This is a genomic window from Ignavibacteria bacterium (assembly GCA_017302895.1).
In the GTDB taxonomy this organism is placed as follows: Bacteria; Bacteroidota; Ignavibacteria; order Ignavibacteriales; family Ignavibacteriaceae; genus UTCHB3.
This window is the reverse complement of the sequence record JAFLBV010000001.1, coordinates 257,258-273,364: the sequence shown is the minus strand read 5'-3', so window position 1 is coordinate 273,364 and position 16,107 is coordinate 257,258. Positions and strand designations below refer to the sequence as shown.

Below are 16,107 nucleotides of genomic sequence, written 5' to 3'. Positions count from 1 at the left end.
AGGAATTAAAAAACTTTAATTATTTTCTCTGGTACACAATCCCGAGCGAAAGAGGCGATTTCTCCAATTTTGAAAGAATCATCCCTATTTGAGTTCCGGGATTGTCGTTCCAGTCAGTTGTGTAAATTTTATTCTCCGTCAACAGACCAGCACCGGGAGATTTCATGTCTTCTGTCTTCGTGGAATCGTTGAGCAGCACTTCATCCACAGAAGGTTTACCGAGTTGTTTTTCAAGTTCCGATCTAACCGCCTTGTAGATTGAAACTGCCCCGTCAGGATTCTTTTCATCGATTACGAATTTTATTGTTCCCGAGAACAGGGTTCCCGACTCATCAAAAAAGTAGAATACTTCCGCCTTATAGCCGTAGACTTCACCTGAAAACACGAGTGCTGTAGAATCTTCTTTTGTAACCTTCAGCTTCTCGCCTTTTTTCACCTCATCTGCTGTCATCCCCCATTGAGCAGCACGGAATCCTTTGATCGCCGGTTGTTCCAAAGTCTGAGTTTCGGCCGGTTTTTCTTCTTTTGAACAACCTGTCAGCAAAGTGATTACAGGCAGGAACAGGGAAACAAGAAATATAATTCGGAATTTGGCAGGGATATTTAAAGTTGTTGTGGTCAGGAATCGTAAATTCATTTGTAATGTCCGTATGTAAAAAATATAAACTTAAATTTACGAAATATTTATTTTTTTGAAGCATTCGGGACAGTAAAATCCCCCTTTAATATCTATTTCTTCCACCGAAGTTGATGTGTGCATTACACAATCCCACTCAAGGCAGTGAACCAACCCCATGTTGTGCCCAAGTTCGTGATAAATTTCCTTCAGGGTGCGTGTGAACAGAAGGTCGAAGTCGGCTTCACCTGTATAAAGTTCCTCATGCAACCTGAAAAGGGAGACAACCGAGAGTTTACCCCTCAATTGTGCCTCCCCGTAAACATATTTGAACACCGGATTAAAGAGATCAACATTCAGCAGCGCCATTCGGAAGGCAGTATTACCGTTATGAGTAATTACAAGGTGCTGCAGGATGTCGGGGGTATAATACTGATTCCTCTCCTCATTCAGAGCTGATTCCAAATCGAACAACGATTCATATTGATGTACCTCTAAAGGAAGTCGCATTTCAATGTCGGCCTTAATTTTCTTAAAGAGAATCGAATCTGTAAAACCGAGAAACTCGATCTCAAAAACCTTCCGGTTGTTCTTTTTTGAGAAGAAATTTTTTAACAATCGTGCATCCTGGCCGGGATCACCGTTCGATGTTGTATTTACTCATCTTGTTGTACAAGGTAACCCTGTCAATCCCGAGTACCTTGGCAACTTTGGAGATGTTGAACCCGTATTTTTCGAGCATCCTGATGATGTGTTTCTTCTCGACTATCTCCAAAGCCTCTTCCTCATCAGATTTTTGAGCATGGATATTAAACGGAAGATCATCGGGCTTTATCTCACCACTTCTTCTCATCACAACTGCTCTCTCGATGGCATTTTCCAGTTCCCTCACATTTCCGGGCCAGGGATATGACTGCAGAAACTCCATTGCATCTTTTGAAATTCCCTTAATGTTTCGGTTCATTCCCGATGCAAACTTGGTCAAAAAATGCTCAGCCAGATGTGGAATATCCTCTTTCCTGTCCCGAAGTGGTGGTATAGTAATGCTGAACACATTCAGCCGGTAATAGAGATCTTCCCTGAACCTGCCATCTTTTACCATCTCCTCAAGAGATTCATTCGTCGCACAGATCACTCGGAAATTACTCGAGATCAGATCATTTCCACCCACCCGTGTAAACTGTTTCGACTCAATAACCCTGAGAAGGTCAATTTGTGTTTTGGGCGAAACGAGTCCGATTTCATCCAGAAAAATAGTGCCGTTGTCGGCAAGTTCAAACTTGCCTTTTCTTTTATATTGAGCACCCGTAAAAGCACCCCTCTCATGACCAAACAGCTCACTTTCGAGAAGTGATTCGGGGAGTGCACCGCAGTTGACGGTTATCATGGGAAAATATTTTCTGGGTGAATTTATGTGAATCGCTTTGGCGACAAGTTCCTTCCCGGTCCCGCTTTCACCGTAAATGAGCACAGTGGTGTCCGCTCCAGCTACGGTATTGATCAATTCATAAATCTTCCGCATTTCAGGAGATTCGCCGATAAGATTGTCAGGCTTTATCAGGTCCTCAATCCGCTCTTTCAGCTTTCTGTTTTCATTAACCAGTTCCCTGTCTTTCAACGCCTTGTGAATCAGATGAGTAAGTTCATCGGGATCAACAGGCTTCGTCACATAGTCGTATGCACCCTCTTTTAACGCCTGAATTGCAGTGGTTACAGAAGCAAAGGCAGTGATCATTATCACTGTTGCGTGAATGTCAATCTGTTTTATTTTTGCAAGGAGTTCAAGACCACTCATTCCCGGCATTTTAATATCGAGAAGTACAATGTCAAATTTATCGACATCATATACTTTTAGTGCCTCTTCCCCGCTGTCCACGGGGGTTACTTCGAATCCTTCCTCTTCAAACCAGTGAAAGAGCGATTCTCTAAATATTTTTTCATCGTCAACGACAAGAATTTTCTTTCCCATTATTTAACTTTCGGCAATGTTATCAAAATTGTTGTTCCGCTGTTCGAGGTCTTCTCAACCTCAACATTTCCCTCGTGCGCATGAATAATTCCATACACAACCGACAACCCGAGCCCCGTACCTCTGACTGCTTCTTTGGTCGAGTAGAAAGGTTCAAAGATATGCGGCAAATCTTTCTCGGATATTCCACATCCCTGATCGATAATTCTTATATTAATATGTTCCCCGGCATCATCTACTTTAATGGTAATAGTGCCTCCACCGCTCATCGCCTCGATGGCATTTATGAGAAGTGAAAGAATTACCTGTTGAATTTTCTGAGGATTACCGTTCACGATTACGGGTTCAGAGGGAATTTCTTTTACAAGTTTTATCCTGTTTATCTCGAGGTGATGGTTAATCAGCATCTCTGACCGGGTGATAATCTCTGCAAGATTGGAATAAAGATACTGTTCATCGCCTCTGTGTGAGAAGAGGAGAAGGTCCTTCACAATACCCCCGCATCTTTCTGATTCTTCAGCTATAAGCGTGAGGAATTTGATAATGTCTTCGAATTCAGCTTTGTTTTCGAGTTTGTTCAGTTTCTTTATTATTAGTCTCGAATAGTTCAATATTCCGGCAAGCGGGTTGTTCAACTCGTGCGCCACCGTTGCGGAAAGCTTTCCGAGTGAGGCAAGTTTTTCGACCTGAATTATTCCCGCATAGACATTTTTAAGCTCGTCGGTTTTTTCTTCGATCTTCGTATTAAGTGTGTCATTCCACTCTTTGATCTCTTTGTATGCAGAGTCAAGTTTCATTGACATGTCGTTAAACTGGGATGCCATTTCACCAAACTCATCGTTGCTGTTTAGTTTGATCCTGTAGTTAAGGTTCCCACCCGCTATCTGTCCAATGCCTTTGGTGATTTTTTTAATCGGTCTTACTACAAGAAATGTAACAAGAAGAGCTGTAAGTATCGAAATGACCGTCATCCCGACCAGCGAGTTTGTTATTACTGTCTCTATATTCGCCTCAACAATGTCATCTATGTTCTCAAGCGACATTTTTACTTCAAGAATCCCAAGAATTTTCGAACTGTGTGCATCGGAGTGACATCCGGATGTGGAACAGTCTTTTTCATTTTCAATCGGATTCAGCAGGAGCATATATTTGTTGGTGCCGTCATTAACTATCCTTCTACGGTCAATCAGCGAAAGTTTTTCAAGTGGTCGCTGATCAGACGAGTGACATGGCGAGCAAATGTCCGACTTAATACTGACACTCTGCTTCAGATATTTCTTGTCACCCGCAAATCTTACAAATCCTTCTTTATCATAAAGTTTGATGGAGAGAATTCCATCCTTTTTCTCAAGATTTTTAAATATCTCATTCACATGTTCTTTGGAATTAAGAATCATGCTGTACCGTGTTGAATTTTTTATCAATTCGCTTAGATTGTAGGCATTTGTGGAGAGTGATTCAATCATGTCCTCCCGGAGTTTTGCTGTGGTCAGCAGTGTCTGTGTGACAAGCATAATCACCAAAACAGCGGAGGTGATGAATACCAATTTGAAGCTCAGGCTTCCGGTAATTTTTTTCATTTTAAGTTTCGTAAATAAAAAAATGAATTCTTAGTGTTAAATTATAATAATTTAGTATATTAAAACAATGAAAATTTAGATTTTTTGCACTGTGAAAAAAATATTTTTGAGTTTTCAAAGATTTAATTTGCAGGAGTCGAAAAAATACCTTAATTTTTAGTATCTCAAAATTGTTATAATTATATCGGTTCTATTTTATGCGAACAATTTCCACACTTTTTGTCCTCCTCATCCTGGCAGCACCTGTGTTTGGCCAGAGTATAAACGGCAGGATCAGTTCATCTGTCTACATGTTTGAGAGATATGATGCCCCTGCCACCTCCGACTTCCAAGCCAGAGGTTACCATTCTGCGATCCTTAATCTGAATTACGAAAAATTCTCTTTAAGGACTCATTTAAATTACGAGAATTACTTCAACACAAGCGCCGATTCAAGGTTGAGGGTTTATAACCTCTATTTTGAAGCAAGAAAACTTTTTGACATAGCAACTGTGAAGATAGGCAGACAACCTGTCTTTTCAACAATTGCCGGCGGGGTTTTCGATGGTGTTTCGGTAAATGCTGCTTACAAAATGTTCGGACTCGATGCATGGTATGGCGGAAATGTTCCCGCTTACCAAAAACTTGAGATCACCGACAGTTGGAAAGATGACTATTTACTCGGTGGAGAATTGAAGGCTCAGATTATCCCCCAGCTACTCGTTGGTGTCGGCGGATTTGTCAAGAACTTTAAGCCTTATTCATATACGGCTACCCGTCTTGATGACGCTTTCAACCCCATCTCGGTGCTGATTCAGGAAAAATCGAACCAGTATAAATTCCTCCAGGGAAGAATCTCGTACGATCAGGGCGAAGGTTTTCAGTTTAACGCACGATATGAATATGACATGAATTATCAGAAAACATCCAGAATTGAGTTCGATGGTGTCTCAAGTCCTGTGAAAAACTGGCACTTCAATGTCTATTATAACTACCTCGCACCACGGATCAGATACAATTCAATCTTCTCTGTGTTCGATTTTGCCAACACGACGGAAATCGAAGTCGGTGCAGGATACGACCTGACAAAAAGCATTACTCTCAACGGCAGAGTTGGTGTTGTAAGCTATCAGGGAGATAACGCAAGCAGATTCACAATCTCTGCAAACACAAACTTTGGCTCACTAAGCTACAGAAAAAGTATGGGTTATGCCGGTGAACAGGATGCAATCTCGTTGTATCTCGCCAAATCGCTTTTCGACGGGCTTATCACCCCTTCAGCAGGAATTGCTTATACAAGTTATAAACTCTCTCCTGATGCAGAAACAAACAGTCTGACAACAATTATGGGTGGTCTGAATATCAGAGCCATCAGATGGTTGTCTTTCGACCTTCAGGCTCAATACCTGAACAACAAAATATACAAGAACGATCTCAGAATGTTCTTCAAAGCTAATTACTGGTTTAACACAATTTTTTAGATAGATGGCTATGAAAACAAAATATATTTACTCAAGTCTGACGATCCTTGCTGTTGCGTTTCTGCTCTTTTCGGCTTTTACTTCAAGAAGCCATCTGACTTCAGATTCAACATCAAAGGTCATCAAATTTTCACACGAGCTCCATTCCTCAGTGATGGAATGTGCGGATTGCCACACCGGAATCACAACCGCCACTTCTCTTAACCAAAGAATGCTGCCTGAGAAATCAGTCTGCGCAAGCTGCCACGATGTCGAAAATTCCGACAAATGCGGCACCTGCCACTTCGAAGATGTCTACGAACCTCTTAAACAAAAAACTTCAGGCCTTATTTTCAACCACGCTTTTCATCTTAAAAACGCTCCTCTTGCAAAAAATGGAGAGAAGTGTCTCGGATGCCATAAAGATGTGAACCTCTCAACAGGCGTAGAAATAAGAGGAAAATACAATCCGACAATGGAAGCATGCTGGACATGTCACGCAGAGACAAAACTTGCAACTAATGCATGCGAAGCCTGCCACATATCCACTGCAAGTCTGGTTCCACAAACTCACAAGCTTGCTGAATTCTCAACAAGACACAAATTTGCTGCGATGGCTCCCGGAGCCAACTGCATGATGTGCCACGATAATTCGTCATGCCAGGAATGCCATCTTGCCAATTCAGTTATGACTGAAGGCAACACAGATGAAAGTTTCTACAAACCGGGCGAAGGCAGCAATTTCACAGATGGTGCAAAGGTTCAAAAACTTTCCAGAGTACACGACCTTAACTACAGATTCTCACACGGAATCGATTTTAAGGGAAAAGCCTCTGATTGTCAGACCTGCCACCAGACTGAAACTTTCTGCTCCACCTGTCACAACCAAAAAGGCGGCGATTTTGCTCAGGCAGGGTTCGTCCCCTACTCGCATACCAAAACTAATTTTGTTATGATTGGTGTTGGCTCAGGTGGCGGTGAACACGCACTGCTGGCTAAAAGAGACCTTGGTTCATGTGCTTCCTGCCACGATGCATCAGGTGCTGATCCTGTCTGCGTACAGTGTCATAACGATGCTGACGGAATAAAAGGAACCAATCCGAAAACTCACCTTTCCGGATTCATGAAAAGCGAAAATGGAGACTGGCATAAAGACATGAATTCAGTCTGCTACAATTGTCACACTGATGCAAACGCAAAACCTAACGGAATAACCGGCATAGGATTCTGCGGTTATTGCCATAAATAATCGCCGAGGTTAAGTAAATGAAAAAGTTATATTTTTATTCTGTTTTGTTGTCCGTATCATTGGCGTTCCTCTTTGCAGGTTGCAGCAAGTTGAAGGAAGACATTCCTGCAGCTCCTGCTGTTAATGCTCATACCGAAGGAATTGTTAAAAGAGGTGCACCCGACCATCATTCCGTTCTGATCAAAAATCAGAAGTATAATATGAAACCGTGTACTGCATGTCACGGCAGTAATTATGCCGGCGGAATTATGGGAGCAAGTGCATCCTGCTTAAAATGCCACACCCAGCCAAAGGGACCCGAAGCATGTAATACATGCCATGGAAGTTACAGAGACCCGTCAGTTATTGCTCCGACTACAAATGGTGCACATAATCCACATCTCTATGTAAATGTCCAGGGTAAAAAAGTTGCCTGCGTCGAGTGTCACACTGTTCCTGCAACATATTATGCTGCCGGTCATATTGATAATCCTGATGATCCTGCTGAAATTGTGTTTGGTACTTTTACCAAAACCCAGTCGAATAAACCGGGTACAGCAAATTATGCAGCATCGTTGCCAACTTACACTCCTGCGCCGACTTATTCAACTACGAATGGTTGTGCAAACACTTACTGCCATGGTTACTTCAAAAACGGTAACCTGACAAACGCCGTTAAATGGACAGATGGAGTCAATGGTAAGAAATGCGGCAGTTGCCACGGAGATCCTGTAACAGGAAATCCTTTACCAAAAGGAACCCACATTCAGGGCTCATTTGCAAACAATTGCACAGGATGTCACAACTCCACGAAATACAATGCCACAACAAGTACCTGGACTGTTGATTCAACCAGAGTACATGTTGACGGAAAACTTCGTATCTTCGGAAATGATATCGATTACTAAGCAAAGTTAACGGACGGTTATAGTCCGCTTCAAAACTTAAATCAAAAAGGCTGCCTCAAAAGGGGCAGCTTTTTTTTATGAACACGATATTCAGAAAATTTATTACATCGGAAATGGGATTTTTTTGAAGTGTTTGGTGGTAAAATTTTGGCTGGTGAAAATTTAGTTTTGCGGCAGGACAATCGAGACGATTGTCGCTCCTCTTCCGAAATTCAAGTTGAAGTCAGCTCATAGTTCACAGATCATAGCTCATACCTAATACCTAACAACCTTTCCATCTGCCATTTCGATGAGGTTGTCGCCGATAGCCATGAGGTCTTTGTTATGGGTGACAATTACGAAGGTTTTCCCAAATTCATCTCTCAGCTTAAGAAACAGATCGTTTATTGCGTTTGCGTTGTTGGAATCGAGGTTTCCGGTGGGTTCATCGGCAAGGATGACTTTTGGATTGTTGCTGAGAGCTCTTGCCAGGGCGGCTCTCTGCTGCTCACCTCCGGAAAGTTCTGCCGGCTTATGGTTTTTTCGTGATTCGAGACCTGTAATGGAAATGAGCTGAAGTGCTCTTTCGAAGGCCTCTTTCTTCCCTTTTCCGGCTATTAACAAAGGAATCGAAACATTTTCAAGAGCCGTAAACTCAGGTAAAAGGTGATGAAACTGAAAAACAAATCCGATGTTTTCGTTTCTGAATTTCGAGAGTTTCTTTTGACTTAACGAAAAAATATCCGTCCCCATTATATTCACATTTCCGGCATCAGGTTTATCAAGTCCACTGATAATATGCAGAAGGGTGCTTTTTCCGGCACCTGACGCACCGACTATCACGGAAATTTTGTTCTCCGGAATCGAAATGTCAACACCTTTCAAAACTTCAAGTGTGTTTTGTTTTGAAACTTTGTAGGACTTCACCAGTCCGCTGCCGTTAATTATGTTATTCATACTGCTCATTTTTAATTTCTGATCTGTGCTACCGCTGACGGTCTTAATTTTTCACTAAAAGAATAGATACCGGAATCATCTCACTCCCACCTGATTGCGTCTATCGGGTCAATTTCTGCTGCTTTTTTTGCCGGATAGACAGAAGCAAGAAGTGACAACCCGATTGAAGCGGAAAGTATGAGGAAATAGTCGATAAAATTGAGCTCCATAGGCATGTATGCCATTTTGAAACGCAGCGGATCGAGAGCGATTATGTGATAGTTAATTTGCAGATAGTAAAGTCCAAATCCGATGAGTCCGCCTGCAAGGGTACCAATCACTCCGGTCAGAAACCCCTGAATGACAAAAATGCGAATAATTGTCGATTTTTCCATCCCCATCGCAGTCAAAACACCTATATCCCTTTTTTTCTCCATTACCGACATGGTAAGGGATGCCAGGATATTGAAGACCGCTACGAGAATAATCAACGACAAAAGGAACCAGGCTACAAGTCTTTCGAGCATCATCACATTGTAAATGTCACTGTGGAGGTCATACCAGGTGGAAAAGACCAGGTCCTTGTTACCGAATTTTTCACTCATGATTTCCTTAAGACCATCAGCCTTTTTGTAGTCGTCAAACCGGATTTCATATCCCTGCACTTCATCACCATAACCGAGAACAAATCCGGCATGCTCAAGATCGGTAAAAATGTATTCTCCATCATACTCGTTGTTTTTCGACTGGTAAATGCCCTTCACAACCAACTGAATGTTTTGGACATTCCCGGCACCAGAGACAAGATTCTCGATACCGGCCGGCGATAAAACTGTGAGAGTATCACCAATTCCAAGACCCAATTTTTCTGACAAATTTATGCCGATAAATGCAGCCCCCAACTCGCCTGAGAAATTGTACTCACCCGACCAAAGTGCCTCTTTTATGCCGTAAACATCTTTTCCCTTCCCCGGATCAATTCCTTTTAAGCGGGCAATCCTGTTGTAATCCTTCGAAATTACGGCAGTCTTCCCTTCAACAAATCCCGAAAAGCTGTCTTTATAAGGACTTTGTTCGATGTATCGCTTAACGGAATCGAGTGAAGACCCCGGGTCTTCAGCGACTGATTCAATACGGAGGTGTGGTTCAAAACTTACTAAAAATGACCTGACCATCCCGGCAAATCCATTGAAAATTGCCAGAACAATGATTAAAGCTGCTACTCCGAGAGTAATTCCGCCAATCGAAAGAAATGAAATGATGGAAATAAAATTTATGTGTCGCTTGCTGAGAAGATATCGCAAAGCAAAGAAAAGTGAAAGTGATCCTGTTTTCAATTGAACCTCAACGCTTTTACAGGATCAATTCTTGATGCAGCGAATGCGGGAATTAGCGATGACAGGAAACTGAGCGCAACTGAAATTCCAAATACGATAAGGAAATATGTCGGATTGATGGATATCGGTACCTTGTCGACAAAATAAATGGTCGGATTCAGTTGAACCAATCCGAATTCCATTTGAATATAGCACAGTATGTAACCAAATATTACACCAACAACAGCACCTCCAACTCCAAGCAGCAAACCTCTGACAAGGAAAATCCTAGTAATAAATCCGGGTGAGGCACCGATTGCTTTCAGCGTACCGATGGTATTCGTTTTATCGAGAACGAGCATCAAAAGAGCACTTATAATGTTAAATGCTGCAACAACGATGATAAGACCCAGAACTATCGGAATCGGTTTCCTCTGCAGTTCTATCCAGTTGAACATCTGCCTGTTGGCATCAACAAAAGTGACAGCGAAGAACGGATGCCCCAGCGTCTGTTGCAACTCATTTTTCAAAGAATCAGCAGGTATCCCCCGCTTTAACTTCACTTCGATCAGATTTATCTTGTCGTCCATCTCATACAATCTTTGCAACTGCGAAATGGCGGTATAGGCAAAAGCATCATCATACTTCCCCATTCCCGTCTGATAGATACCTGATACAACGAAATTTTCAACTGCAGGAAGTGCTGTCATGCTCTTTAAATCGACGGCATTTATAGCGAAGAAATTTACAACATCACCCGGCTTCACCCTCAGTTTTGTTGCGAGTGTCTTGCCGATTACCACACGGTTCAACGAGTCATCATCAAGTCCAAGATCGAAGCTGCCCGCTACAAGTTTCAATCCTTCTCTCTTCTCAAGGTAACCGTCAGATATCCCTTTAAGGGTTACACCTTCATTAATGCGGCTTTTTCCCAGAATACAAATTTTCTGGGCACCGAATTCTATCGATTGAAGACCTGAACCAATGACCTTCTTTATCGTTTTTTCTGCCTTTTCGGGCTCGGGTAAATCCTGATTACCATATCCGTAAATCTGAATGTCGGAATCGAAAGTTACAAGCTTTTCGCTGATTACTTTTTCATATCCCTCGAGCACGCTCAATGCGACCACAAGAGTCGTCACACCAAGGGCAATGCCGGCAAGGGCAGCAACCGAGAAAAATGTATATGTCTTCGACTTGTTGCCGGGTTTCAGATACCTCTTAAGCAGAAATAATGATGCACTCAAGTTATTTTCCTGCGGCTCTGCAAAGAAATTTCAATATATCAAGCTCAAAACTGTCCGATGTTGCCGTTTTGTTCACTGGTTTTGATGAATTCGGTTTCGACACATCTTTGCCCGTCGGATCAAATTTCTTTTCAAAATTCTGCACAAAATCATTTTTCCCGCAGACAAATGTCCAGTTGTACTCATTTTGTCCATATTTGCTCTTCAATACCTTGTCGATATTGTCGGGAGCGGTCTGATCAAACTCCGACTGGAAAACATTCAACATGTTTAAATCCACATCTGCAGTAACAACCGATTTTATGGTGGCTGTCACGCTGGAATCAGGATTTGTCTTAAGTTCAGCCGGGGAATAAAAGAAGTATTCATTTCCGTGTTTGATAAACTGTGCATCCTTCACGACCGGCATCCACCCGTTTTTCGACAACTCGTTCAGAATTGTCATTTTTTTCAATAGCTCGATCAGCTTTTTATTCTTTTTATACTTGTAGGCTTCTGCATAAAAATTCAGCGACTCCTCATACGACTTCGAATTGAATTTGAGGTGCCCCTTTTCCATCTTTGTATTGTAAATGATATTTGCGATGTACTGAATCGAATCTTTAGGTGCATCTTTCCTCTTCATCAAAGCATCATAAGTAACTGACATCATCGAATCGATCCTGTTCACGACGATGAAACCTTTGTCGTAGTCACCCGCATCGAAATACATGCCGTAAAGCTCACTCAATGCGTTGATGTTTTTTGGATCCACTTCCAACACTTTGTTGAAGTGGTGCACAGAACTGTCGAGAATGCCGACGAATTTATATATCTGTGCCAATCCAAAATGTGAGATCGTGTAATATTTGTTATCCTTGTCAGCCCCAATTGCATCCAGACACAACTGGAAGTATTTTTTCCCGTTTTCAGCATCATTTATCATCATGGATACTCTGCCGACATCGTTATAAATGTTTACTTTGGAAAAGTCGAAGTCATTCCATCTGAAAACAGGAACTTCGAGATAATCCAGCGACTCAAGATAATATCTGATTGCCTCTGAGAAGTGCTTCTTGATCTTGTTTGTGTCTTTTGTATCAGGCGGCACAAACTCCTTTACCATCCCTTTGTAGTAGGTAAGGATGGCTTTCATGTTCGATTTCCCCTCTTTGAACAACTTAAGTCCCTGATCCAGATTCATGTTTGCACTTCTCTCATCTTTTGCATAAATGAAAGTAATCGCGATCTTTATATAAACTTCAGGATCGTTTTTCTCTTTGTTGAGAGCTTCAAGATATTTCATGCGGGCATTCAACACATCAGGCGGGCGTTTGTTCAAAAGTTTATCCCCCTCCAGAAGCAGTTCCTTATACCCGTTCTGAGCCAGTAAACCGAATTGCAACAAAATTAAACACATCAGGCCACTTAAAAGTCGCGACATTATTTCCTCATTGTAAGAATTTCAAAAATCAAACTCTAAATTTACCTATTTATACGAAATGAAGGACTAATAGTTTCGTGCATTTTTTTTGCCTGTTCACAACGCTTCTGAAAAAAATGAAACAATTTTTAAGAAAATTTCAAAAAATGTTTGGATAAATTTATTCAGAAGCCTATATTTGTAGTCTGTTTATTTTTAGTTCTGTAACATAATGTTTGCGGCAGAAAATACTGCCCATAGATACCAAAACCGTATATCGGGGTATAGCGTAGCCCGGCTAGCGCGCCTGGTTTGGGACCAGGAGGTCGCAGGTTCGAATCCTGCTACCCCGACAAATCCAGTTATCTGACGATTTTCTATGGGCCCGTAGCTCAATCGGATAGAGCATCAGCCTTCTAAGCTGAGGGTTAGTGGTTCGAGTCCACTCGGGCTCACAAGAATTTTGTTCCGGAACTTTTAAATAAACTTGTTTTGTTGTATTACTTTAGATGGCCCCATCGTCTAAAGGTTAGGACATCGCCCTTTCACGGCGGTAATAGGGGTTCGAATCCCCTTGGGGTCACAAAAAAACCCTCATTTTCTTCTGAAGATGAGGGTTTTGACTTTTTAAATCCAACTCTGTTTTATCCGGGAAAGATGACTATATTTTCAGATTCAATTTTCTGAAATCACACTCGATGAAAAAAATCTCAATCCTTCTCCAAACAGCCATTTTAATTATCGGACTCACTGCCTTTGTGTTTATGCTTTGGGAACCGCACCTCGAAGGGAGAAATGCACATTCCACCACTTTCCAAATTTACTTCAACGATCCGTTTCTTGCCTTCGCTTATTTGGCATCAATCCCATTCTTCATTGCACTCTATGAGGGATTCAAACTCTCCGGCCTTTACGGTCAAAACAGGCTATTTTCGCAAACTGCCGTAAATTCCTTAAAAACAATAAGATTCTGTGCCTTCCTCCTCATTATTTTTGTCACAATAGGAGAAATCATCATCCTTTCAAGTAACAGCGATGACCCTGCCGGTGGAGTTTTTATGGGTGTAATCATCGCAACGGGTTCACTATTGGTAGCTGTTGCTGCCACGAAGGCTGAAAAATATGTACAAAAATCATCTGTACAAATCCGTTAAATCCGTGTGCCATTTTCTACCCATATGTCGCCGCAAGGGCTCTTTTAAAGTTTGTTGACTGATTTTTCTACCCACATGTCGCCACAAGGGCTAAAATACAGCAACTCATAGTTCATAGATCATAGTTCATACCTATTTACCCATATGTCGCCACAAGGGCTAAAATACAACAGCTCATAGTTCATAGATCATAGCTCATACCTGTTTCTACCCACATGTCGCCACAAGGGCTCAAAATCCAATCCGTAGAATCCGTGTTCAATCCGTGATATCCGTGGAACTATAAAAACCTTTGCTTAACTCGAGAATTTTTTCTAATTTCCATTGCGTCATTGTTAAATTTATCAAATTCAAAAATCGATGATTATAAAAATTAGAGTTTAAAGGTTTGTCATGTTGGAAGACCAAAAAAAGCAACTCGAATCACGGCTCTGGGAAATAGCCAATACCTCATTCCTGACTGGCATCACAAAGATTAAACTTTTCTTACGGAGAATATTATGACCGACGGACAGGAAATAATTATCTATAACACCCCCGACGGAAAAGGCTCCGTGGCCCTCATGGCAAAAGACGGATCCGTCTGGTTGAGTCAGGATCAAATCGCAGAACTTTTTGACACCTCTAAACAAAATATAGGCGATCATGTTCGTAAGATTTTTAATAGCAATGAGTTACAGCAAAATTCAGTTGTAAAGTATTACTTTACAACTGCCGCTGACGGAAAAAAATATAATGTAAGATTCTATTCCCTTGATATGATTCTCGCTATCGGTTTTCGCGTTAAGAGCTTCAGAGGCACACAGTTCAGACAATGGGCAAACCGGAACCTCAAGGAATTTATGGTAAAAGGGTTTGTCATGGATGATGACAGACTCAAAAATCCCGACGGCAGACCCGACTATTTTGACGAACTCCTCGCCCGGATAAGGGATGTCCGAGCCTCCGAAAAAAGATTCTATCAAAAAGTACGGGACCTCTTCGCCCTCTCGAGTGATTATGACTCTTCAGATAAAGCCACACAGATGTTTTTTGCCGAAACACAAAACAAACTCCTCTTTGCTATCACAGGTAAAACCGCCGCTGAAATTGTTATAAGCAGAGCGGATGAGAACAAACCAAATATGGCTCTTACCTCATGGAAGGGTGCCGTTGTCAGAAAACAGGATATCTATATCGCAAAAAACTACCTGACTGAGGATGAAATTGACTCGCTAAACCGTTTTGTTGTCGTCTTCCTCGAAACCGCCGAACTAAGAGCAAAAAACAGAAAAGATATCACGATGAAATTCTGGAAGGAAAATATCAATAAGATTATCGAACTGAACGACAAAAATCTCCTTAAAGGATCAGGAAAAGTTACGAATGCTGAAATGGAAGAGAAGGTAAACGAGATTTACGATAAGTTTAACGAACGCAGAAGAAAGGAAGACGCTTACAATTCCGATCGTGACGACTTCGAAGAACTCCGTCTTCTTGAACAACAACACAAATATAACGAGGCGAAAACACAGATGCTTCAAGATTAATTGTTTCCCCGATTAATCAATTTTATATCAAAAAAAAGGCTGCCCGAAATCAGACAGCCTTTTGTAAAGTTTTAGCGGAAATTATGTTTGCATGTTATGGTAAACAGCCACCACATCTTCGTCGTCCTCGAGGAGATCGATGAGTTCGGTCATCTCTTTTCTCTGCTCTTCGTCGAGTTCTTTGTACATGTTTGGAATGTACTGAAGTTCGGCGCTCTCCACTTCAACACCTTTGTCTTCGAGAGCTTTCTGCATCTTACCGAATTCCTCGTAAGGACAATAGATGTAAACGAAGTCATCGTCACTATCCAGTTCATCCAAACCGAAATCGATAAGTTCAAGCTCGAGCTCGTCGACATCAGCCACGGAAGCTCTCTTCAATTTGAAGAATGCCTTGTGCTCAAAGTTGAACGCTACACTTCCTGAGTTTCCAAGAGTGCCGTTCCCTTTTTTGAAGTGGTGCCGCACATTAGCAACCGTTCTGGTTGTGTTGTCGGTGGCACATGCAACAATTACATAGATACCGTGAGGTCCAATTCCCTCATAGGTAATTTCCTGATACCCGGTGGTATCCTTGTTCGAAGCCCTTTTAATGGCGGCTTCGACTCTGTCTTTTGGCATGTTGACGCTTTTAGCGTTTTGCATTGCCAGTCTGAGTTTCGAATTGGTGGAAGGATCGGGACCACCCGCTTTCACCGCAATTTCTATTTCTTTTCTTGCACGATTAAATGCAACCGACATTTTGGCATAGCGTGCAAACATCGTATGTTTACGCGTCTCAAATATCCTGCCCATAAGTCTCGT

At 41.8% G+C, this 16,107-nt stretch carries 14 protein-coding genes and 3 tRNA genes; 8 read left to right on the top strand and 9 right to left on the bottom strand.

Annotated features, from left to right (window positions below; genetic code table 11):
• Nucleotides 1–19 precede the first annotated feature (19 nt).
• The 4 genes from J0L60_01045 to J0L60_01030 are packed head-to-tail and all read right to left on the bottom strand — an operon-like array spanning nucleotide 20 to nucleotide 4,165.
• A complete protein-coding gene (locus tag J0L60_01045; protein MBN8544690.1) occupies nucleotides 20–637 on the bottom strand; it encodes a hypothetical protein in 618 nt (205 codons plus the stop codon).
• A 36-nt stretch (nucleotides 638–673) separates the two neighbouring features.
• Nucleotides 674–1,234 (bottom strand): archemetzincin, encoded by a 561-nt coding sequence (locus J0L60_01040; protein ID MBN8544689.1) that lies wholly within the window; start codon nucleotides 1,232–1,234, stop codon nucleotides 674–676.
• Nucleotides 1,235–1,253: 19 nt separating this feature from the next.
• A complete protein-coding gene (locus J0L60_01035; protein ID MBN8544688.1) occupies nucleotides 1,254–2,585 on the bottom strand; it encodes a sigma-54-dependent Fis family transcriptional regulator in 1,332 nt (443 codons plus the stop codon).
• Nucleotides 2,585–4,165: a HAMP domain-containing histidine kinase gene (locus J0L60_01030; protein MBN8544687.1), complete on the bottom strand. Its 1,581-nt coding sequence runs from the start codon at nucleotides 4,163–4,165 to the stop codon at nucleotides 2,585–2,587. The genes J0L60_01035 and J0L60_01030 overlap by 1 nt, the downstream gene beginning before the upstream one ends.
• Nucleotides 4,166–4,518: 353 nt before the next feature.
• Between J0L60_01030 and J0L60_01025 the strand changes: the two genes are divergently transcribed.
• From J0L60_01025 to J0L60_01015, 3 genes are read left to right on the top strand one after another with little or no spacing between them, the layout of a single operon-like run.
• On the top strand, nucleotides 4,519–5,625 hold the full coding sequence (locus J0L60_01025) for a hypothetical protein (GenBank protein ID MBN8544686.1): 1,107 nt from the start codon (nucleotides 4,519–4,521) through the stop codon (nucleotides 5,623–5,625).
• Between the two features lie 10 nt (nucleotides 5,626–5,635).
• Nucleotides 5,636–6,853 carry a cytochrome C gene (locus J0L60_01020; protein ID MBN8544685.1) on the top strand — a complete coding sequence of 406 codons (1,218 nt, stop codon included), beginning with the start codon at nucleotides 5,636–5,638 and terminating at the stop codon, nucleotides 6,851–6,853.
• Nucleotides 6,854–6,870: 17 nt separating this feature from the next.
• Complete coding sequence (locus J0L60_01015; GenBank protein MBN8544684.1) at nucleotides 6,871–7,740, top strand: CxxxxCH/CxxCH domain-containing protein; 870 nt, start codon at nucleotides 6,871–6,873, stop codon at nucleotides 7,738–7,740.
• Between the two features lie 255 nt (nucleotides 7,741–7,995).
• Here the strand turns inward: J0L60_01015 and J0L60_01010 are convergent, their stop codons facing one another.
• The 4 genes from J0L60_01010 to J0L60_00995 all read right to left on the bottom strand — a co-directional run bounded on the left by J0L60_01010 (nucleotide 7,996) and on the right by J0L60_00995 (nucleotide 12,641).
• Entirely contained in the window at nucleotides 7,996–8,676 is a 681-nt protein-coding gene (locus J0L60_01010; protein MBN8544683.1) for an ABC transporter ATP-binding protein, read from the bottom strand.
• An 80-nt stretch (nucleotides 8,677–8,756) separates the two neighbouring features.
• Nucleotides 8,757–9,992 (bottom strand): ABC transporter permease, encoded by a 1,236-nt coding sequence (locus tag J0L60_01005; GenBank protein MBN8544682.1) that lies wholly within the window; start codon nucleotides 9,990–9,992, stop codon nucleotides 8,757–8,759.
• A complete protein-coding gene (locus J0L60_01000; protein MBN8544681.1) occupies nucleotides 9,989–11,218 on the bottom strand; it encodes an ABC transporter permease in 1,230 nt (409 codons plus the stop codon). Before J0L60_01000 ends, J0L60_01005 begins: the two co-directional genes overlap by 4 nt.
• Nucleotide 11,219: 1 nt before the next feature.
• On the bottom strand, nucleotides 11,220–12,641 hold the full coding sequence (locus J0L60_00995) for a hypothetical protein (protein MBN8544680.1): 1,422 nt from the start codon (nucleotides 12,639–12,641) through the stop codon (nucleotides 11,220–11,222).
• A gap of 257 nt (nucleotides 12,642–12,898) precedes the next feature.
• On the opposite strand from J0L60_00995, the gene J0L60_00990 reads away from it, so the two are divergent.
• From J0L60_00990 to J0L60_00970, 5 genes are all read left to right on the top strand, one after another.
• Nucleotides 12,899–12,973: transfer RNA gene (locus tag J0L60_00990), tRNA-Pro, on the top strand.
• Nucleotides 12,974–13,001: 28 nt separating this feature from the next.
• Nucleotides 13,002–13,075: transfer RNA gene (locus tag J0L60_00985), tRNA-Arg, on the top strand.
• 56 nt (nucleotides 13,076–13,131) lie between these two features.
• A tRNA-Glu gene (locus J0L60_00980) sits at nucleotides 13,132–13,203 on the top strand.
• Nucleotides 13,204–13,318: 115 nt separating this feature from the next.
• Nucleotides 13,319–13,774, top strand: coding sequence for a DUF2975 domain-containing protein (locus J0L60_00975; GenBank protein ID MBN8544679.1), 456 nt, complete (start codon nucleotides 13,319–13,321; stop codon nucleotides 13,772–13,774).
• Nucleotides 13,775–14,274: 500 nt separating this feature from the next.
• Complete coding sequence (locus tag J0L60_00970; protein MBN8544678.1) at nucleotides 14,275–15,303, top strand: virulence RhuM family protein; 1,029 nt, start codon at nucleotides 14,275–14,277, stop codon at nucleotides 15,301–15,303.
• An 81-nt stretch (nucleotides 15,304–15,384) separates the two neighbouring features.
• On the opposite strand, the gene J0L60_00965 is transcribed toward J0L60_00970, so the two are convergent.
• Nucleotides 15,385–16,098 (bottom strand): YebC/PmpR family DNA-binding transcriptional regulator, encoded by a 714-nt coding sequence (locus J0L60_00965; GenBank protein ID MBN8544677.1) that lies wholly within the window; start codon nucleotides 16,096–16,098, stop codon nucleotides 15,385–15,387.
• Nucleotides 16,099–16,107: the final 9 nt, after the last annotated feature.